Here is a 19,794-nt window from a genome sequence, read left to right as displayed (position 1 = left end):
CCGCGCTGATCGATGGCTTCGTGCGCAAGCTGCGCGAAGTGGTCAACGACATCCGTCACCACGAGCGCGTGCTGATGGAGATCTTCGTCAAGCACGTGAAGATGCCCAAGGCCGAGTTCCTCAAGACGTTCCCCAGCAACGAGGGCAACCTCGAGTGGGCCAACGAACTGGGTCGCAAGCGCCAGAAGTGGTCGCCGAACATCAAGCCGCACAAGGAAGCGATCGATGCCGAGCAGGAAAAGCTCGCCTCCATCGAACGCAAGCTGTTCCTGCCGCTGACCGACATCAAGGAAATCAACCGCACGATGTCGATCGGCGAGGCCAAGGCCCGCCGCGCCAAGAAGGAAATGGTGGAGGCGAACCTGCGCCTGGTGATCTCGATCGCCAAGAAGTACACCAACCGCGGCCTGCAGTTCCTCGACCTCATCCAGGAAGGCAACATCGGCCTGATGAAGGCCGTGGACAAGTTTGAATACCGCCGCGGCTACAAGTTCTCCACGTACGCCACGTGGTGGATCCGCCAGGCCATTACCCGCTCGATCGCCGACCAGGCGCGCACCATCCGTATCCCGGTGCACATGATCGAGACGATCAACAAGTTGAACCGCATTTCCCGCCAGATGCTGCAGCAGTTCGGCCGCGAGCCGACGCCGGAGGAACTGGCCAAGGAAATGGACATGCCCGAGGACAAGATCCGCAAGGTGCTGAAGATCGCGAAGGAACCGATCTCGATGGAAACCCCCATCGGCGACGACGAAGATTCGCATCTGGGCGACTTCATCGAGGACACCAACGCATCCTCGCCGATCGAGTCGGCCACCGAAACGGGCCTGATGGAAACCGTGCGCGACGTGCTGGCTGGCCTCACCCCGAGGGAAGCCAAGGTGCTGCGCATGCGCTTCGGCATCGACATGAACACCGATCACACGCTCGAAGAGGTCGGCAAGCAGTTCGACGTGACGCGCGAGCGCATCCGTCAGATCGAGGCCAAGGCGCTGCGCAAGCTGCGTCACCCGAGCCGCTCGGAGCAGCTGCGCTCGTTCCTCGATATCGACTAAGCCACACGCTGGTGCACGTACAAAAGCCCCGCACATGCGGGGCTTTTTGTTTGCGGGCGCGGACTCAGCCGGCGTCGTAGAAGAATTGCTCCTGCACGATCTTGTCGTCCTTGACGTGATACACGCAGACCTCCCTCATGGTGACGCGGCCGTATTCCTTCATGGTCACATCCAGGGTCATCACCACGCTGAACCAGTTGCCGGCCACCAGCGGCTCGCTCACTTCCACGCTGTGCGTTTCCGCCACACTGGCCTGGAAGCGCTTACCCTTTTCGAGAATCGCATCCAGCCCGCTCACATTGCCCAGCGGGCCGTTCGCCATATTCGATGGCTCGATGCTTAGCGCATCCGGGGCGTACAGCTCGTGCTGGGCTTCCTCGAAACGACCGTGGCGACACATGGCGACCAGGCGCTTGGCGATGGCTTCGGTACTCATGGGCTCGTGCTCCGGCAGGCGGGCCTTTGAGCGTAACGCCACTGCGGACATGCCAGCGTGAAGGTGCGGCCGGGCCGCACCTTCACCTTGCCGCTCAGCGCTTGCCCAGGTTGTCGGTCTCTTCGATGAAGCGCGCCACATTGTCGTGCAACAGCTTCAGCGAAGCCTCGTGCGCGTAGACCATGTGACCCGACGGGTACCACGCATAAGAAATGTTCTGTTGCAGGTTCGCGGGTATCGGCATGTGGTGCATTTCATAATCGGCGGCGTAGTACGGCGTGGCCAGATCGTAGTAACCGCCATGCAGCGACACCCGCATGTTCGGATTGGTCTTCATCGCCGTGGCCAGGTCCGGCATCACGTTGGTGGACTGTTGCAGGGCCTCGGTGGCCCCCGGCGCCTTGTGCGCGAAATCCCAATGGTCGATATCGGCGAACAGGCGATAGGTACGGCCTTCGCCGAATTTGAGCTGCTGTCGCACGTAGTCGTTGAACGCCGCCACATAGGCCGAGCTGATGGCGGATGACTGCGGGTCGTAGTCGGCGGTCTTGCTGAGCGGGTCCAGCGACGGTCCGGAGAAGCGCGAGTCCAGACGGCCCGTGGTGATGTCGCCATCGGCCTGCAACTGGTGCTCGAACATGCCGCCATCCACGCGCAGGTTGGCCTTGAGCAGATAGGCCACCGGCAGGCCGGTGTACTGGTGCAGCTTCTCGGCGATCGCCTGCTTGCGCGCATCGTCCAGGCGCGCGCCGGCCATCAGCGCCGCAGCGTAGTCGGTGAGGGCGAACTGTTCCACTTCATGCAGGAACGGCTCCAGCGCGGCGGGCTGCTGCGGCAGCTTGTGATGGTAATAGGCCGTGGCGGCAAAGGTCGGCAGCCCCACCACGTAGGGCAGATCCACGCCCGGGTTGTTGCCCGCACCGTCGATGCTGGTATCGAAGTTGAGAATCTGCGAGAGCAGGATCACGCCATTGAGGTCGACGCTGTCCTCGTTGGTGAGGATGTTGGACACCACCGCCGAGCGCGTGGTGCCGTAGCTTTCGCCGAACAGGTACTTGGGCGAATTCCAGCGGTTGTACTTGGACAGGAACTGGGTGATGAACTGCGCGAATGCATGACCGTCGCCATCCACGCTGTAGTACTGCTTCTTGCGATCCTTCATCTGCTCGTCGCGCTTGCCCTTGTCGGCATCGTCCGCCAACAGGCGGCTGAAGCCGGCGCCCGGCGCATCGATGAACACCAGGTCCGACGCATCGAGCAGGCTGTAGTCGTTGTTGACCAGGCCGTAGGGAGCGGCCGGCGTGTGCGAGTCGTCGCTGGTCACCACGCGCTTGGGACCGAACGCGCCCATGTGCAGCCATACCGTGGCGGAGCCCGGGCCACCGTTGTAGATAAAAGTGATCGGTCGCTTGCCCGGCGCCACGCCCTTCTTGAAGTACGCGGTGTAGAACATGCTTACTTGCGGCTCGGCCTCCTTGTCGCCGCTGCCGTGCAGCACCAGCGTGCCCGCCACGGCCTTGTAGTCGATGCCTTTGCCTTCCACCTTCACCGTGCCGGAGGTTTCGGACGACTGCGGCTGCAACAAGGCCGCATCGGGCTTGTCTTCGGGCTTGGATGCCTTGGCGTCCTTGTCGGCGGCCTGCACGGCCGAGCCGAGCAACAGCGTGGCGAGCGCCACGGCGAGGGGGAGCTTACGCATGGACGGGGAACCTCTGGGGAAGCGCGGGGCGCGAAGACCCCAGCTTAGGCAGCAGCTTCCATGGCTTTACATACGCCAGAAGTCACGCCTGGCCCCAGGCGATCAATCCGATCGCCGCCAGCGCCAGCAGCAGGCCCAGCGCATTGAGACGGCTCAGGCGCTCGCGAAAGGCCAGCGTGCCCACCAGCGCACCCACGGCCACCACACCAAGGTTCATGCTGGCGAATACCAGCGACGGGTGATCCGGCAAGGCTTGGTGCCCGCGCACGTAGAACACGATATTGCCGAAGTTGGCCAGGCCGATCAGCAGGCCCGCGATGGCATCGCGCAGGGTAAAGAAGGTGCGGTCGTGCCAGCGGCGCCACAGCAGCAAGGCCAACGAGACCAGCAGGGCCAGCGCGAACATCGCCTGCAGCGACGCCGCGAAGGGCGTGCCGGCCTGCGCCACGCGCTTGAACAGAATGTCGATGGCGCCAAACCCCGCGAACACCAGCAGCGGCCACAACCAGGCACGCGGGCCGGCTTCCACGCCACGCGACTCCACCCGCCAGACCATGCACAGCAAGGCCAGCAGGCCCAGCGCGATGCCGCCGGCCTTCAGCAGACTCAAGGTTTCGCCGAACCACAGGAATGCCGCCAGCAGCGAGATCAGCAAGGAAAGACGCTGCGCCGCATCCGTTCGCACGATGCCGGCGGTACGCACCGAGGCCGCCAGCGCCAGGAAGATCAGCGGCAGCAACAGGCCCAGCCCGATAAAGCCCAGCCAGGGCGCCTGCGCGCTGCGCAATACGGCCAGGTCGGGATGGAACACCAAGGCGGTAAGCGCGCTGGTCACCACGTAGTTCCATGCGATGGCCTGGCCGACATCCACCTCAAGCCGCCGCGCCAGCTTGAGCAGCACGGATACCAGCACGCTGCAGGCGACGCTCATCAACACGTAGATCATGGAGGGTCCTTGTCGGTGATCGGGCGATGTCGCTCACTGGCGCGGTGTGGCCACCCACCTTGCCCCAGCCTCGCGACACCCCGATGAAGCCCGGCATCCAAAGCGATGGCAGCCGAGCCGGGTTTGAATGATGACGGAAAAGGTGGCGCACGGTAGCCGCATGGCCCACGCCGCACAACCGGGGCAACTGCCGCGCCGGCCAGCTCGCACGGAGCGTGCGATGATCCGCCTGACGACCGAAGGAACACCCATGCTGGAGTTGCGCCCCACCTGCGAGCACTGCGACAAGGCCCTGCCGCCAGCGTCGACCGAGGCCATGATCTGTTCGTTCGAATGCACGTTCTGCCATGACTGCGTGGCGCTTTTGAGCAACGTCTGCCCCAACTGCGGCGGCGGCTTCGTGCCGCGCCCGATACGCCCCGCGCAGGATTGGAAGAACGGCAACTCGCTGGCGCGCCACCCGGCCAGCAGCCAGGTCGTGCATCACCCGGTCGACCTGGCTGCCCACGCCCTGCTGGTGGCGGCGGCAGGCGCGCTTTCACCACCGCAGCGCTGACCCTCGCAGGGCGCCGCGAGGCCGCCCAGGCAACGACGCATCCTTGACATCGACCCGCCCAAAAATGGCGTGGCAGGCGCTTGCCTGCGCTCCACACCTTGGGATGACGGCATGTACGAGCAACAAGCGCGCTATCGCGATGGGCTGGCGCTGCTGGCTCGCATGACCGGGCTATTCGCAGCCGTGCTCATCACCTCGGTGTACTCGCTGGCGCTGGGCGTGCACTTTGGCGGCGTGGTGCCGATCTGGCTGCCCGGCGGCATCGTGGCCGGGGTGGCGCTGATGGCACGTCCACGCGACTGGCTGCCGTACTTCCTGGCCGCCTTCCTGGCCTTCATGGTGGCCGAAGCGCTCACGTACGAGGGTGCGCCCCATCATCGCCTGCCGATGTCGCTGGCCTTCAGCGTGGCCGACATGCTGGATATCCTGATCGTGGTGATGCTGGTGCGGCGTCGCTTCCCGCAGTTGGCCGACAACCCGCATCTGCTGCACTACCGGGCGCTCGGCCGGGTGGGCATCATCGCCACCGTGTTGGGCAGCGCGGCCTGCGCGTTGTTGGGCGCGGCCGTGGACCGGGCTGCCAACGGCCTGCCGTTCTGGAGCTCGGTGGATACGTGGTTCCGTGCACACCTGCTGGGCATGGTAATCGTGGCGACCCTCACCCTGGTGCTGCTGCGCCAGCGCAGTCGCATGCTGGGCGAACCGGGTAAGCGCCTGCGGCTGTTGTTCGATGTCATCCTGCTCACCCTGGTGACGGTGGGCGTATTCGCTCAATCGCAGTATCCGCTGCTGTTCCTGATTTTTCCGCCGCTGCTTTACCTGGTGTACCAGCACCGCTTCGCTGGATTGGTAATCGGCATTGGCCTGGTCGCCACCGTGACCAACCATGCGACCGCGTGGGGCTGGGGCCCGTTCAACCTGCTGGTCAATCACGACGCAAGCATGTGGGCGCTGCTGGCCCAGGTGTTCCTGGGTGCGCTGTGCGTGGTGGCACTGCCCGTGGCGCTGGCCATGGCCGATCGACGGCTTCTGCTCGAACAACTGGAGGAGAGCGAAAGCCGTTACCGCCTGCTGGCCGACTACGCGACTGACTTGATCATGCGCGTCGCGCGCGATGGCACCCGCCGCTATGTATCGCCTTCGGTCAAGGAGATGCTCGGCTGGGAAATAGACGAGTACATCGCGCAGGGCCGGGAACTGATCCACCCTGACGACCGATCGCGCGTGCGTGAAGCCGCCGAGCACCTGTGGCAAACCGGCAAGCCCATGCTTACCCAATACCGGATACGACGACGCGACGGCGAATACCTGTGGATCGAAGCGTTGGCCCGGGTGGCGCCCAGCCCGGACCACCCCGGCGAATCCGAACTGTTCTACACCGGGCGCGATATCACCGAGAGCGTGCTGGCCGAGCAGGCGCTGGCTGAAAGTGAACTGCGCCTGCGCACGATCACCGACAACGTGCCGGCTATCATCGCCCAGGTGGATAGCGATCAACGCTATACCTTCATCAATGCCTACGCCTGCAGCATGGTCGGCCTGGACTCCACCGGCATTCTCGGCCGCACCATCGAAGAGGTGCGCGGCGCCACGCTGTTTCCGCTGCTCAAGCCGCACGTGGAGCGCGCCATGAACGGGCAGGCGACCACCTTCGAGTACGAATCCGATGCCAGCGGTCGCCATCGCCATCTCCAGGCCACCTATCTGCCGGTGACCAATGCACGTGGCGAGCACAACGGCTTCTACACGCTCACCACGGACATCACCGAGATCAAGCACGCCGAGCAACAGCTATCGTTCCTGGCCCATCACGACGCGCTCACCGGCATCGCCAATCGCCTGTCCTTCCACGATGGCATCACCGAAGCGATACGCCATGCCTCGGCCAGGCAATCCACGCTGCTGGCGATCATGATCGATGTGGATCACTTCAAGCAGATCAACGACACCTACGGACATGCCGCCGGCGACACCGCGCTGCGCGAAGTCGCCGAGCGGCTCACCGCCAGCGTACGCAAAACCGACCTTCTCGCACGCCTGGGCGGCGACGAGTTCGTCATTCTCTGCCACGACATTGATAGCCCCGCCACCGCCGAGGCGCTGGCGGAGAAGATTATGGAAGCAATGCGTGCGCCGGTGATGCTCGGCGCGATCCCACTAAGGGTCACGCTCAGCATCGGCATGGCGCTATGCCGCGACATCAACGATGCCGACGCCTTGCTGCAGCACGCCGACGACGCACTCTATCGGGCCAAGGAAAACGGACGCGATGGCTACCACCTGATGACGCAAGGTTTGTGATGCGCCAAGCCGGTGCCGGGCGCTATTCGCGCGCGGCCAGTGCCCGGTTCACGCGCAACGCCAGCAGCGTACATGCCACGCCGGAGAGCAGATACGCGCTCACCGCCACCAATCCGAAACGCGCCGACAAACCCAGCGCCACCAGCGGCGCGAAGGCCGCACCGATCAGCCACGCGAAATCGGTGGTCAGGGCCGCGCCCGCATAGCGCAACCGGATATCGAAGTTGGACGTGACGCTGCCCGCCGCCTGCCCGTAGGACAGGCCCAAGCCGCCGAAGCCCAGGATGATGAAGGCATCCTGCCCCAGCTTGCCACCACCCAGCAGCCACGGCGTAATCAGCGCGAAGATGGCGATCAATGCCGCCATTGTGCCCAGGGTGGTGCGCCGGCCGAAGCGATCGGCCAGCAGGCCCGACACGATCATGCCCAGGATGCAGGCCACCGCACCGATCAACTCCGCCACCAACACCGCGCCCACCGATTGGGTGGCGCCAAGCACGATCCACGACAGCGGGAAAATCGTCACCAGATGGAACAGCGCATAGCTGGCCAGCGCCGCGAACGCACCAATGAAGATGTTGTAGCCCTGGGTACGCAGCAGCTCGATAATGCCGATCGGCTCCAGTTCGCGCTCCTCCATCGCCACCGTGTATTCCTCGGTGACCACCAGGCGCAGGCGCGCGAACAGCGCCACCACGTTGATGGCAAAGGCCACGAAGAACGGATAGCGCCAACCCCAGTCGATAAAGTCCGCCTCGCTCAGGCTGGTGTGCAGGAACAAGAACAGCGCACCGGCCACCATGAAGCCAATGGGCGCACTGAGCTGGCCCAGCATGGCGTACCAACCGCGTCGCGAGGGCGGCGTATTGAGCGCCAGCAACGAGGGCAGGCCATCCCACGAGCCGCCCAAGGCGATGCCCTGCAGGATACGGAACAGCACCAGCAAGGCGATTGACCAGGTACCGATCACACGGTAACTAGGCAGAAAGGCCATGCCCGCCGTGGCGCTGCCGAGCAGGAACAGGGCGATGGTGAGCTTGATGCCGCGGCTCCACCGGCGCTGGAAGCTCATGAACAACGCGGTGCCGAACGGTCGCGCGATGAAAGCCAGTGAAAAGATCGTGAAGGCATACAGCATGCCGTCCAGCCGACTGGCGTCGGGAAACAACAGCGAAGGAAACACCAGCACGCAGGAAATGCCGAACACGAAGAAATCGAAGTGCTCGGAGGTGCGACCAATGATCACACCCACCGCAATCTCGCCGGGCGCTACCTTGGCGTGCGCCTGCAGGCGCCCAATGGCCTCTACCGTATTGCCTGCCGTGCCTTGCTCAGGGAACGTGCTTGACATAGTCGTTACTCGGAAAGAGGGAGGATGACCCCGACAGTGTTCGACATCGCCACGCCTACCGCGTGATGGGAATGCTACACCTGTTCCTGTTTCGCGCCGATCGGCGTACCGTCTTCCACCATCAGAACTTCGGTCGCGCCATCGGTCATGTCCATGAAGGCTCTCCGTGCACCGCTGTTATCGTCCCTCGCCCTGCTTGCGGGCTGCCAGTCCGTGCTGATGTCGCCATCGGGCGACCTGGCAGTACAGCAGCGGAACCTGATCCTGACATCCACGGTGTTGATGCTACTCATCATCGTTCCGGTGATCGTGTTGACGCTGTGGTTCGCCTGGCATTTCCGCGCCTCCAACAAGAAGGCCACCTACGATCCCGACTGGGATCACTCCACCATCCTCGAACTGCTGATCTGGTCCGCACCACTGTTGATCATCATCGCACTCGGTGCCATCACCTGGGTGAGCACGCACAAGCTCGATCCCTATCGGCCGCTGGAGCGCCTGGACGCCGAGCGGGCCATTCCCGCCGATGCGCGGCCGCTGGTGGTCAACGTCGTCGCGCTCGACTGGAAGTGGCTGTTCATATACCCCGAGCAAGGCATTGCCACCGTGAACGAACTGGCCGCGCCGGTGGATCGGCCCATCCAGTTCAAGATTACGGCGACCACGGTGATGAACTCGTTCTTCATCCCTGCGCTGGCTGGCCAGATCTACGCCATGCCCAACATGGAAACCACGCTGCAGGCGGTCATCAACAAGCCCGGCGAATACCAGGGCTTCTCCGCCAACTACAGCGGCGAGGGCTTCTCCGGCATGCACTTCGTGTTCCACGGCGTGAGCGAGGACGGCTTCGCGCAATGGGTAGCGCAGGCCAAGGCCAACGGCGGCGACCTCAGCCGCGATGCCTACATGAAGCTCGCCGAGCCGAGCGAGAACGCGCCGGTGGCCTTCTATGCCTCGGTAGCGCCCGGGTTGTACCAAGCCATCCTCACGCACTGCCTTCAGCCGGACAGTCCCTCGTGCATGACCCGCATGGACATGCATGCACCCAAGCCGGAAGGCGAGGGCGGCGCGGCGCAGCCCATGGGTAGCGCGGCGACGGGCATGGCCGATATGTCCGCCCACCCAGCACATTCGAACTGACTCTAGCGACAGGCGGTGTCCACGATGCTTGCCCACCCCGACCTCACCACGTTGATTTTCGGTCGCCTCACCCTGGAGTCGTTGCCGCTGCACGTACCGATCGTGCTGGGCACCTTCGCCGTGGTCGCCCTTGGCGGCCTCGTGCTGGTCGCCGTGCTTACCTACTTCAAGCTATGGGGCTACCTGTGGCGCGAGTGGTTCACCAGCATCGACCACAAGCGCATCGGCATCATGTACATGATCCTCGGCTTCATCATGCTGCTGCGTGGATTCGCCGACGCCATCATGATGCGCGCGCAACAGGCAATCTCCTTCGGCGACAACATGGGGTATCTGCCGCCGGAGCATTACGACCAGATCTTCACCGCGCACGGCGTCATCATGATTTTCTTCGTCGCCATGCCCATGGTGACGGGGTTGATGAACTTCGTGATGCCGTTGCAGATCGGCGCGCGCGATGTGGCGTTTCCCTTCCTCAACAATTTCAGCTTCTGGATGACCGTGGCCGGCGCGCTGCTGGTGATGGCCTCGCTGTTCGTGGGCGAGTTCGCGCGCACCGGCTGGCTGGCGTATCCGCCGTTGTCGGATATCGCCTCCAGCCCCGATGCCGGCGTGGATTACTACATATGGGCGTTGCAGATCGCGGGTGTCGGCACCTTGCTATCGGGCATCAATCTGCTGGTGACCATCATCAAGATGCGCGCCCCCGGCATGACCATGATGAAGATGCCGGTGTTCACCTGGACCGCGCTGTGCACCAACGTGCTGATCGTGGCGGCCTTCCCGGTGCTCACCGCGGTGCTGGCGCTGCTGGCGCTGGACCGCTACGCGGGCACCAATTTCTTCACCACCGAACTTGGCGGCAACGCCATGATGTACGTGAACCTGATCTGGATCTGGGGCCATCCGGAGGTATACATCCTGGTGCTTCCGGTATTCGGTATCTTCTCCGAAGTCACCGCCACGTTCAGTCGCAAGCCGCTGTTTGGCTACACCTCGATGGTGTACGCCACGGTGGTGATCACGGTGTTGTCGTACCTGGTGTGGCTGCACCACTTTTTCACCATGGGCTCGGGTGCCAGCGTCAATTCGTTCTTTGGCATTACCACCATGATCATCTCCATTCCCACCGGGGCGAAGATCTTCAACTGGCTGTTCACCATGTATCGCGGCAGGGTGGAGTTCGAAGTGCCGATGATGTGGGTGCTCGCGTTCATGGTCACCTTCGTCATCGGTGGCATGACGGGCGTGCTGCTGGCGGTGCCTCCGGCGGACTTCTCGCTGCACAACAGCCTGTTCCTGATCGCGCACTTTCATAACGTGATCATCGGTGGCGTGGTGTTCGGCCTGTTCGCCGGCATCACTTACTGGTTCCCCAAGGCATTCGGCTTCAAGCTAGACCCGTTCTGGGGCAAGTGCGCGTTCTGGTTCTGGGTGGTGGGCTTCTACTTCGCCTTTATGCCGCTGTATGTCCTCGGCCTGATGGGCGTGACGCGACGCCTGAGTCACTTCACCGACCCGGCGCTGCAGATCTGGTTCGTACTGGCTGCGTTCGGCGCGTTCCTGATACTGCTGGGCATCGCCAGCATGATCATCCAGTTCGTGGTGAGCTTCCGCCGGCGCGAAGCGCTGCGCGATGTCACCGGCGATCCGTGGAATGGCCGCACGCTGGAGTGGTCCACCTCGTCGCCGCCGCCCAAGTACAACTTTGCCTTCACGCCGCTGGTGCACGACCACGACGCATGGTGGATGATGAAGAAGCATCACTACCAGCGACCGCTGGATGGCTTCATCCCCATCCACATGCCGCTGAATACCGGTGCCGGCATCACGTTGGCGGGCCTGAGCTTCGTCTTCGGCTTCGCCATGGTCTGGTACATGTGGCTGGTCGCCATCGTGTCGTTCGCGGCCATCGTGGTCGTGGCGATCGCGCACACCTTCAACTATCACCGCGACTATTACCTGACGGCGGATGAAGTGCGCCGCGTCGAGACATCCCGTACGGAGCTGATGGCCCGCCATGTCTGAGCTATCCACGAGCTATCCGGCCAGCGGCGCTACGGCGCCACCGCTGGCGTTCTACGAGACCACCGAGAGCCACGTGCCTAACGGTACGCTGCTGGGCTTCTGGGTGTACCTGATGAGCGACTGCCTCATCTTCGCCTGCCTGTTCGCCACCTATGGTGTGCTGGGGCGCGAGTACGCGGGCGGGCCCAGTGCCGCCGAGGTGCTGGAGTTGCCGGCAGTCGCCGTAAACACCTCGCTGCTGCTGCTTTCCTCCATCACCTATGGCTTCGCGGTGCTGGAGATGCAGCGCGACCGCCAGCGCAGCATGATGATCTGGCTGGCCATTACCGGTCTGCTGGGCGCCGGCTTCATCACGCTGGAGTTGCGCGAGTTTGCCCACCTCATCAGCATCGGTGCGGGTCCCCAGCGCAGCGCGTTCCTGTCCTCATTCTTCACCCTGGTGGGCACGCACGGGCTGCACGTCACCTGCGGCATCCTGTGGCTGATCGTGCTGATGACGCAGGTGGCGAAGAAAGGATTGATCCCGGCCAACAAGCGACGCCTGATGTGCCTGTCCATGTTCTGGCACTTCCTCGACGTGGTGTGGGTGGGCGTATTCAGCTTTGTCTATCTGATGGGAGTGCTGCCATGAGTTCGCACGATACGCAGCACGCCCACCACGATCATCATGGTCACGACGACCTGGGCATCCACGCCACCTTTGGCGGCTACATGACCGGCTTCGTGGCGTCGGTGATTCTCACCGTCATCCCCTTCTGGCTGGTGATGGGACACGTCATCGCCAAGTCGAGCACGGCGGCGGTGGTAATCCTCGCACTGGCGGCGGTGCAGATCGTGGTGCATATGATCTACTTCCTGCACATGAACGCGAAGTCCGAGGGCGGCTGGAACATGCTGGCCTTGGTCTTTACCATCGTGCTGGTCGTCATCACGCTGAGCGGTTCCATCTGGATCATGTATCACCTCAACAACAACATGATGCCGCTGATGAACCCCGCCAACCTGCCGTGAATCCTCACGCAGGCCGCTCCATCACTATCGTGAGTCATTCATGAGTTCCACCGAAGAATCGGGCCGCCAGCCGCGCGGCGCCCTGGCGTTGAGCCTGCTCGCCCTGTTGGGCGTGGTGTTGTTCGCCGGCTTTATCGCCTTGGGCACCTGGCAGGTATATCGCCTTGCCTGGAAGCGGGACCTGATCGCCCGTGTGGATGCGCGCGTGCACGCACCGCCCACCGACGCACCCGGCCCCGCGCAATGGGCCGGCGTGAATGCGCAGACGGCTGAGTATTTGCATGTGCGCCTGCAAGGCCACTTCCTCAGCGATCGCCGCACCCTGGTATGGGCCGCCACCGAACTGGGCAGCGGCTATTGGGTGCTGCTGCCGCTGCAACAAGCCGATGGCTCCATCGTGCTGGTCAACCGCGGCTTCGTGCCCACCGATTGGTGCGGCCTGAAGAACGCCTGCGCCACGGCCCCCGTCGGCGACGTCACGGTGACCGGCCTGCTGCGCCTGAGCGAGCCGGCGGTCACCTTTCGCCACAACGATCCGGCGCGCGACAGCTGGTACACGCGTGACGTGGCCGCCATCGCGCAGACGCGCGGCCTGCAACACGTGGCTCCGTACTTCGTGGACGAGGACGCCGCGCCGGGCACGCTCGACGCCGGCAAGCCCGCATGGCCGCAAGGCGGCCTTACCGTGGTGAACTTTCCCAACAACCATCTCAGCTACCTGATCACCTGGTACGTGCTGGCGTTGATGGTGTTGGGCGCGGGCGTGTATGTGGTGCGCGACGAGCGCCGGCTGCGTGCCCGGCGCTGAATCCCGGCGCAAGTCGTTACAGGAATGACTTGCCCTGCTTGAGCACCGTATCGCACACCTTCTTGGTGAGTTTGGACTTCATGTCACTGGAACCGCCGCCCAGGCTGTTGAGGTCGGTGCTCTGTCCGTTGCTGCCCTGCAGGATGCCCTTGGCGCCGCTAAGGTAGCCAGGGTCGTTGCTGGCCCCGCCGCTGCTGGCCATGCTGTCGCTGGAGGATTTCGCCTTGCCGCCGGTGAGCTGGCCGAGCATGTCGCTGGCACTGGAACTGGAGCTGCTCTTGCCGTTGGAGGCGCTGGAACCGCCGCCCAGCTTGCCCATCAGCTGATCCTTGATGCCGGAAGCACCCGAGTCACCACCGAGGTAATTGTTCTTCACGCAGAATTCGAGCAGGCCCGCCACATTGCCCATGCTGCCCGAGGCCATCGAACCGCCGCCCGGGATCATGCTGCCCAGTTTGCCCAGGTCCTGCGCGCCACCCGTGCTGCAGGCGAGGCTGAGCGCGATGGCTACGCAGGTGGTCGAGATACTGCCGATGCGCTTGTTCATGTGTGTCCCTCCGTGTGGTCCACCCATTCAACACCGCGCGCCGTTAGTACGGCGTCAGCGCCGGGGCGTTCGTCGAGAACGCCCCGGCTGATTTTTACAGTTTGTAGTTGATGCCGAACATCACCGTACGACCCCAGGTGTCGTACTCCAGGGGGCGCGATACCTGCACGTTGTTGGGCAACGCGGAGATCTGACGCGTCTTGGCCGGCGAGTTGCTGAGGTTGTTCACCTGCAGCAGCACGGACAAGCCATTCCAGCGTCCTTCGCTGAACGCGTAACCCGCCTGAAAGTCGGTCTGCCTGTCGGCCAGGATGGTGGTGTAGCCGAGCTGATCGAACAGCGCCACGGCTTCACCCGTGAACGAGGAGCGATAACGCTCGGCGATACGCACGGACCAGCCGTACTTCTCGTAATAGAACGCCAGATTTGCCACCTTGCGCGAGAGGCCGGGCAGCGTTGCCGGCGCGCCCGGAATCGACGACACGGAGCTTTCCGGAATATCGCTGTTGGTGAGCGAGAAGTTCGCCTGCACACCAAAGCCATCCAGCGTCGGCGTCAGCAACGCGCCTTCGAACGCACCAGACAACTCCAGGCCCTGCATCTTGCCGCCCGTGCCGTTCTCCGGACGAGTGAACGAACCGATATCGCTGCTGGGCACCAGGGTCGGCGTGTTGTTGATGTAGCCGGCCTGGGCAAAGTTAAAGTCCAGCACGGTCTTGTTGTAGATGTAGTTCAACAGGTTCTTGTTGAACACCGCGACCGCTACGTAGCTGGCCTTGCCGAAATATTTCTCCCACGAGATATCCGTGCCCACCGCAACGTATGGCTTGAGCTGCGGGTTACCGCCGCTACCCGTCCACAGCACCTGCCCGGCCGCCGGACCATCGGTCACGCGGGCCACATAGGCACTGGACGCCACTTTCTCATCGTCGATGCGGCCACGTGCCATGGTCTTGGCCAGGCCAAAGCGCAGGTATTGGCTATCGGTGATCTGCGCCACCAGGTTCAAGCTGGGCAGCACGTTGTTGTACACCGCGCCGCCGGCAAGGGTGCCCACCAGCGTATTGCCATTGGTCTGGAACGCGCTGGACGACTGATCGGTATGCACGAACTGCACGCCCATGTTGCCGCGCAACGGTACGTCGCCGAGCATGGTGTCGATATTGAACTTGACGTAGGCAACCGGCACCTTCTCCTCGACGGAGTAGTTGCGACTCCAATCGCCCTGACCATTTTCGGGCGTGAGATAAAACTGGTTGGCCAGCGCGCTCAGCACGTTGTAGTTGATGATGCCGGGAATGCCGCCGTAGCTCAGCGAGGTAGGGCCGTACAGGAAGTTACCGCCGATGGGCGCGCTGAAGGAGGGCAGGTACGGGCTGTCTGGCGTACCGCTGCCGTTGCCGTTGAGCCAGGCGAAGTACACATCGGCCTGCTTGGTCTTCTTGCGGTCCGAATAGTTCACGCCCACGTCAGCGGTGGAGAAGATCCAGCCCACGGGGTGACTCACCTGCAGGCGAATCGCTTTGATGGTGTCCTTCTGGCTGTCCCATTCCTCGCGGCCGTTGTAGCCATAGTTGTCCGGGTCGGTGAACACCACATTGCCCGGGTTGGACAGGTCCACCGCCGGACGGAAATCCGGGTAGCCGTCGCTGGTCGGGGTGTTGAAATCCACGCTGGTGGTGGGCCTGCCCGCCAGTCCGCCGAACAGGTAGGCATCCTGCAGGTGCTTGCGCGCGGTGGAGTAGGAGAGATCGGCCGTGCCCGACCAGCCGTGGCCGAAGTCCACCTGGTTGTTCCAACCGACGGAAAACAGCTTGTCCTTTTCCTTGGTGTACTCGTTCTGCAGGATGGGCGCGATGTTGCTCATCGAGCCGGAGGTGACGATGGGGTATGGCGATGCCGGTGTAACGCCCACGTTGCCATAGGTGGGCAGACCGTTGGTGTTGTACGGACTGCTCGACCATTGCACGCCGTTGGTGTACTTCTTCTCGTTGAAGGTTGAATAGTACATATCCAGGGTGGAGTGGTAGACGTCGTTCGGCGCCCACTCGATGACCGCCATCAAGCCATTGCGCAGCTGGTTCTCTGACTGCGCGCGCAACTGCATGCCCTCCTGCGAAAGCACGTTGTCGGGCAGGCCCGGCGTATGCGGCCCACCCCAGTTCTGCTCGATGCCGGCCGGACCGTTATCCACACTCCACCACCAGGCCTGGTACTGCTTTTCCTGGATGGGCGAATCGAGCTGGGCAAAGCCCACCGCCACGCCCAGCGTGTGATCGAGGAACTGGTCAATGTAGGAGAAGCTGGCGCGATGGCCCAGGTCGCCCACGTCGCCACCGGCCTTGAGGTTGCCATTGCTAGTGGTTTCGCCGCGCAGGTTGGCCGCCATCGCGCGACCGGGCAGGTCCAGCGGCTTGATGGTGTGCAGATCCACCGTGCCGGACAGGCCCTGGCCGATCAGGCTCGCATCGGGGGTCTTGTATACCGCCGCGCCGCTGATCAGTTCGGCCGGATACTGGTCGTATTCCACGCCACGGTTCTCGCCGATAGTGGCCTGTTCGCGACCGTTGAGCGTGGTGCCGGCAAAGTCCGGCGACAGGCCGCGAATGGAGATCTGGTTGGCGCGACCGTCCACGCGCTGCGTGGCCAGGCCCGGGAGGCGCGCCAGACTCTCGGCGATGCTGGCGTCGGGCAGCTTGCCGATGTCCTCGGCCGAAATCGCCTCGATGATGTTGTCCGAATTTTGCTTGGCCGCCACCGCGTTCTGGATGCTGCCGGCGATACCGGTGACCACGATGGCATCCAGGTTCTTGGCGCTGTTCTCGGACTTGGTTTGGGTTTTTGCCACCGGCTTGGACGGCGTGGCCGCCTGGTCCTTGGCCGGCGCGGCACTGCCCGGGTCCTGGCCGTTGTTGGCGGGCGCGACCTGCGCATGCGCCTGGCCGGCGCTCATCACAGCAAACAGGGCCGTGGCGCAGGCCACGGTCAACGGACGCCGGCGCCATCGATCGAAATGCGCGACGGACACCTGCGGCAAGCGGCGGCGATAACTCATGCTTCTCCCCATCGTTTTTGGATGGCGCGCCCCCGCGCGCCGGGCGCAGGAACCTCCATGACGGGTTGCGCATGTTCCTGCGCGGACCCGAACGAGGGCATGTTCCTACGTAGGCGCGGCAGCATGATCGAGAGAAATTACCTCGTCATCGTGCAACGCAGCATCCAGGCACCGTCGGAAAGATGGGCTACTCACGCTGAGCGTCACCGTTCACGGCGCGCAGGGATGACTCACGTCATTCCGTACCTGATGCCGATGGACGATGCGGCTGGATGACGCGCCCTGCGGGCCGCGCCATCCGCGACGGGTTCAGCCCTTCAGTGCCGCCGCTTCGCGCGCCAGCGATTCAATGCCCGCCCAGTCGCCGCTGTGCAGCTTGTCGGCCGGGGTTAGCCAGGAGCCGCCGACGCACACCACATTGGGCAGTGCGAGGAACTCCGGCGCGCTGGCCAGGCTGATGCCACCGGTGGGGCAGAAAGTGATCTGCGGCAGCGGGCTGGCCCAGGCGCCCAGCAGCTTGTGGCCGCCAGCCGGCACGGCCGGGAAGAACTTCAGGTGGCGATAGCCACGCTCCAGCAGGGTCATCGCTTCACCCGCGGTCGCCACACCCGGCAACAGCGGCAATTCGCTGTCATCCGCCGCATCCAGCAGACCCGGCGACACGCCCGGCGACACCGCAAAACGCGCGCCAGCCTGGTAGGCGGCGCGCAGGTCTTTGGCGCTGAGCACGGTGCCCACGCCTACCACCGCGCCTTCCACTTCCTGGGCGATGGCCTTGATGGCATCGAGGGCGGCCGGCGTGCGCAAGGTCACTTCAATGGCGGGAATGCCGCCGGCGACCAGCGCGCGTGCCATCGGCACCGCGGCGCGGGCATCCTCGATGATCACCACCGGCACCACCGGCGCCAGGCGCAGAGTGGTGGCGATCTGCTTTTGCTTTTGTTCGATGCTCATGGCGTTCCGTGGAATGAGGTTGTCGTCAGTGGCCGTGCGTCAAAACACACCCGCGCCGAGATCGGCCGCGATCGCGTTTTGACGGAACAGGCCGAACAGCTCGCGGCCCATGCCGAACTGGTGGGCGGAAAGATCGGCGGTGGCCGGCACCCGCGCGGCGAACTCGGCGGCGTCGACCAGCACATCGAGTTTTCCGTGTTCCGCATCCAGCCGCACCATGTCGCCGTCGCGAATGCGCGCGATGGCACCGTTGGACTGGGCTTCCGGCGTTACGTGGATCGCCGCCGGCACGCGGCCCGATGCGCCGGACATGCGACCGTCGGTGAGCAGCGCGATGCGATGGCCGCGATCCTGCAACACCGACAGCGTGGGAGTGAGCTTGTGCAGCTCCGGCATGCCGATGGCCTGCGGCCCCTGAAAGCGCACGACCGCCACGAAGTCGCGATTCAACTCACCGCGCTCGAACGCCTTGCGCACATCGTCCTGGTCATGGAACACGATGGCGGGTGCCTCGATCACCAGACGATCGTCCGGCACCGAGGACACCTTGATCACCGCGCGCCCCAGATTGCCGCTGAGCATGCGCAGGCCACCATCGGCGCGGAACGGCTCGGTGATGGCACGCAACACGCCACGGTTGCCGCTCTCCTTGGATACCGGCTTCCACAGCAGCTGGCCGTGTTCGTCCAGTTCTGGCACCTGCGTATAGCCGTCCATACCGGTGCCGAACACGGTGCGCGCGTCGCCGTGCAACAAGCCCTGGCTCAACAACTGGTCGATCAGGAAACCCATGCCGCCGGCTTCGTGGAACTGATTCACGTCGGCATAGCCATTGGGATATACGCGTGCCAGCAGCGGAATGACCGAGGACAGCGCATCGAAATCGTCCCAGCGCAGCTCGATGCCGGCCGCACGCGCGATCGCCACCAGATGCAGCAGGTGATTGGTGGAACCACCGGTGGCATGCAGGCCGATCACACCGTTGATGATGGCGCGCTCGTCGATGATGTGTCCCAGCGGCAGATGCGAGGAACCCGGCGCACTCAATTCCGCCACGCGATGCACCGCCTCGCGGGTCAACGCATCGCGCAGCGGCGTATCCGGCGCGACGAAACTGGAGCCCGGCAGATGAAGGCCCATGATCTCCATCAGCATCTGATTGGAGTTGGCGGTGCCATAGAAGGTGCAGGTACCGGCCGCGTGATAGGACGCCGCCTCCGCTTCCAGCAACTCGGCCTTGGTCGCCTTGCCTTCGGCATAAGCCTGGCGCACCTTGGATTTCTGTTCGTTGCTGATGCCGCTGGGCATCGGGCCGCTGGGCACGAAGATGCCTGGCAGATGACCAAAGCTCAGCGCGCCAATCAACAGTCCCGGCACGATCTTGTCGCAGATGCCCAGGTACATCGCGCCGTCGAACATGTCATGCGAGAGCGACACCGCGGTGGCCATGGCGATGAGGTCGCGCGAGAACAGCGAAAGCTCCATGCCGGCGCGGCCCTGCGTGATGCCATCGCACATCGCCGGCACGCCGCCGGCCATCTGCGCGGTGATGCCCGCTTCGCGCGCCACGCTGCGGATCAGCTCCGGGTAGCGCTCGTAAGGCTGGTGCGCCGACAGCATGTCGTTGTACGCATTGATGATGCCGAGGTTGGGGGTGTGGCCTTCGCGCAGACGCTCCTTGTCGGTGGCGCCACACGCCGCGAAGCCGTGCGCTAGATTGCCGCAGGACAGGCGCTCGCGATGCACGCCGTGGCCTTGGGCGCCTTCAATGCGGCGCAGATAAGCCGCGCGCGCATCGCGGCTGCGTTCGCGCAGACGCTCGGTGACTTCGGCAACGACAGGGTGAAGCACACTCATGTTCGAACTCCGGATCAGTCGGTTGGCGCGCCATTCGGCGCACCGTG

Annotated in this window: 16 protein-coding genes; 8 read left to right on the top strand and 8 right to left on the bottom strand. The window is 63.9% G+C overall.

Annotation, left to right across the window (positions count from 1 at the left end; genetic code table 11):
- A partial coding sequence (rpoD, locus tag JHD67_RS11945; protein WP_199099408.1) for an RNA polymerase sigma factor RpoD occupies positions 1 to 1,058 on the top strand: 1,058 nt, incomplete at its 5' end.
- Positions 1,059 to 1,122: 64 nt separating this feature from the next.
- On the opposite strand, the gene JHD67_RS11940 is transcribed toward rpoD, so the two are convergent.
- From JHD67_RS11940 to JHD67_RS11930, 3 genes are all read right to left on the bottom strand, one after another.
- Positions 1,123 to 1,494 carry a nuclear transport factor 2 family protein gene (locus tag JHD67_RS11940; protein ID WP_199099407.1) on the bottom strand — a complete coding sequence of 124 codons (372 nt, stop codon included), beginning with the start codon at positions 1,492 to 1,494 and terminating at the stop codon, positions 1,123 to 1,125.
- Positions 1,495 to 1,588: 94 nt separating this feature from the next.
- Positions 1,589 to 3,193, bottom strand: a complete 1,605-nt coding sequence (locus JHD67_RS11935; RefSeq protein ID WP_199099406.1) for a peptidase S10 — start codon at positions 3,191 to 3,193, stop codon at positions 1,589 to 1,591.
- 82 nt (positions 3,194 to 3,275) lie between these two features.
- Positions 3,276 to 4,139, bottom strand: a complete 864-nt coding sequence (locus tag JHD67_RS11930) for an EamA/RhaT family transporter (protein WP_199099405.1) — start codon at positions 4,137 to 4,139, stop codon at positions 3,276 to 3,278.
- Between the two features lie 220 nt (positions 4,140 to 4,359).
- Between JHD67_RS11930 and JHD67_RS11925 the strand changes: the two genes are divergently transcribed.
- On the top strand, positions 4,360 to 4,695 hold the full coding sequence (locus tag JHD67_RS11925; protein ID WP_233171836.1) for a DUF1272 domain-containing protein: 336 nt from the start codon (positions 4,360 to 4,362) through the stop codon (positions 4,693 to 4,695).
- Positions 4,696 to 4,806: 111 nt separating this feature from the next.
- Positions 4,807 to 6,996, top strand: a complete 2,190-nt coding sequence (locus JHD67_RS11920) for a diguanylate cyclase (RefSeq protein WP_199099404.1) — start codon at positions 4,807 to 4,809, stop codon at positions 6,994 to 6,996.
- Between the two features lie 22 nt (positions 6,997 to 7,018).
- Here the strand turns inward: JHD67_RS11920 and JHD67_RS11915 are convergent, their stop codons facing one another.
- Complete coding sequence (locus JHD67_RS11915) at positions 7,019 to 8,347, bottom strand: MFS transporter (protein WP_199099403.1); 1,329 nt, start codon at positions 8,345 to 8,347, stop codon at positions 7,019 to 7,021.
- Between the two features lie 153 nt (positions 8,348 to 8,500).
- Here JHD67_RS11915 and cyoA point away from each other — a divergent pair, with 153 nt between their 5' ends.
- From cyoA to JHD67_RS11890, 5 genes are read left to right on the top strand one after another with little or no spacing between them, the layout of a single operon-like run.
- Positions 8,501 to 9,487: a ubiquinol oxidase subunit II gene (cyoA, locus tag JHD67_RS11910; RefSeq protein WP_199099402.1), complete on the top strand. Its 987-nt coding sequence runs from the start codon at positions 8,501 to 8,503 to the stop codon at positions 9,485 to 9,487.
- A 54-nt stretch (positions 9,488 to 9,541) separates the two neighbouring features.
- Positions 9,542 to 11,515: a cytochrome o ubiquinol oxidase subunit I gene (gene cyoB, locus JHD67_RS11905; RefSeq protein WP_199099410.1), complete on the top strand. Its 1,974-nt coding sequence runs from the start codon at positions 9,542 to 9,544 to the stop codon at positions 11,513 to 11,515.
- The gene (gene cyoC, locus JHD67_RS11900; RefSeq protein WP_199099401.1) at positions 11,508 to 12,146 is read left to right on the top strand and encodes a cytochrome o ubiquinol oxidase subunit III; all 639 of its coding nucleotides are present in this window, start codon (positions 11,508 to 11,510) and stop codon (positions 12,144 to 12,146) included. Before cyoB ends, cyoC begins: the two co-directional genes overlap by 8 nt.
- On the top strand, positions 12,143 to 12,526 hold the full coding sequence (gene cyoD / locus JHD67_RS11895) for a cytochrome o ubiquinol oxidase subunit IV (protein WP_199099400.1): 384 nt from the start codon (positions 12,143 to 12,145) through the stop codon (positions 12,524 to 12,526). Before cyoC ends, cyoD begins: the two co-directional genes overlap by 4 nt.
- 40 nt (positions 12,527 to 12,566) lie before the next feature.
- Positions 12,567 to 13,334 carry an SURF1 family protein gene (locus tag JHD67_RS11890; protein ID WP_199099399.1) on the top strand — a complete coding sequence of 256 codons (768 nt, stop codon included), beginning with the start codon at positions 12,567 to 12,569 and terminating at the stop codon, positions 13,332 to 13,334.
- A gap of 16 nt (positions 13,335 to 13,350) precedes the next feature.
- Here the strand turns inward: JHD67_RS11890 and JHD67_RS11885 are convergent, their stop codons facing one another.
- From JHD67_RS11885 to edd, 4 genes are all read right to left on the bottom strand, one after another.
- Positions 13,351 to 13,881 (bottom strand): DUF2501 domain-containing protein, encoded by a 531-nt coding sequence (locus JHD67_RS11885; RefSeq protein ID WP_199099398.1) that lies wholly within the window; start codon positions 13,879 to 13,881, stop codon positions 13,351 to 13,353.
- A gap of 94 nt (positions 13,882 to 13,975) precedes the next feature.
- Positions 13,976 to 16,936, bottom strand: coding sequence for a TonB-dependent receptor (locus tag JHD67_RS11880; RefSeq protein WP_199099397.1), 2,961 nt, complete (start codon positions 16,934 to 16,936; stop codon positions 13,976 to 13,978).
- A 309-nt stretch (positions 16,937 to 17,245) separates the two neighbouring features.
- Positions 17,246 to 17,890, bottom strand: a complete 645-nt coding sequence (eda, locus tag JHD67_RS11875) for a bifunctional 4-hydroxy-2-oxoglutarate aldolase/2-dehydro-3-deoxy-phosphogluconate aldolase (RefSeq protein ID WP_199099396.1) — start codon at positions 17,888 to 17,890, stop codon at positions 17,246 to 17,248.
- A gap of 39 nt (positions 17,891 to 17,929) precedes the next feature.
- Positions 17,930 to 19,747: a phosphogluconate dehydratase gene (gene edd, locus JHD67_RS11870; RefSeq protein WP_199099395.1), complete on the bottom strand. Its 1,818-nt coding sequence runs from the start codon at positions 19,745 to 19,747 to the stop codon at positions 17,930 to 17,932.
- Positions 19,748 to 19,794 lie beyond the last annotated feature (47 nt).

This window comes from Dyella sp. ASV21, assembly GCF_016428975.1.
GTDB lineage: Bacteria > Pseudomonadota > Gammaproteobacteria > Xanthomonadales > Rhodanobacteraceae > Dyella.
Note: the sequence above shows the minus strand (reverse complement) of the source record. Positions and strands in the feature narration are given on the sequence as shown.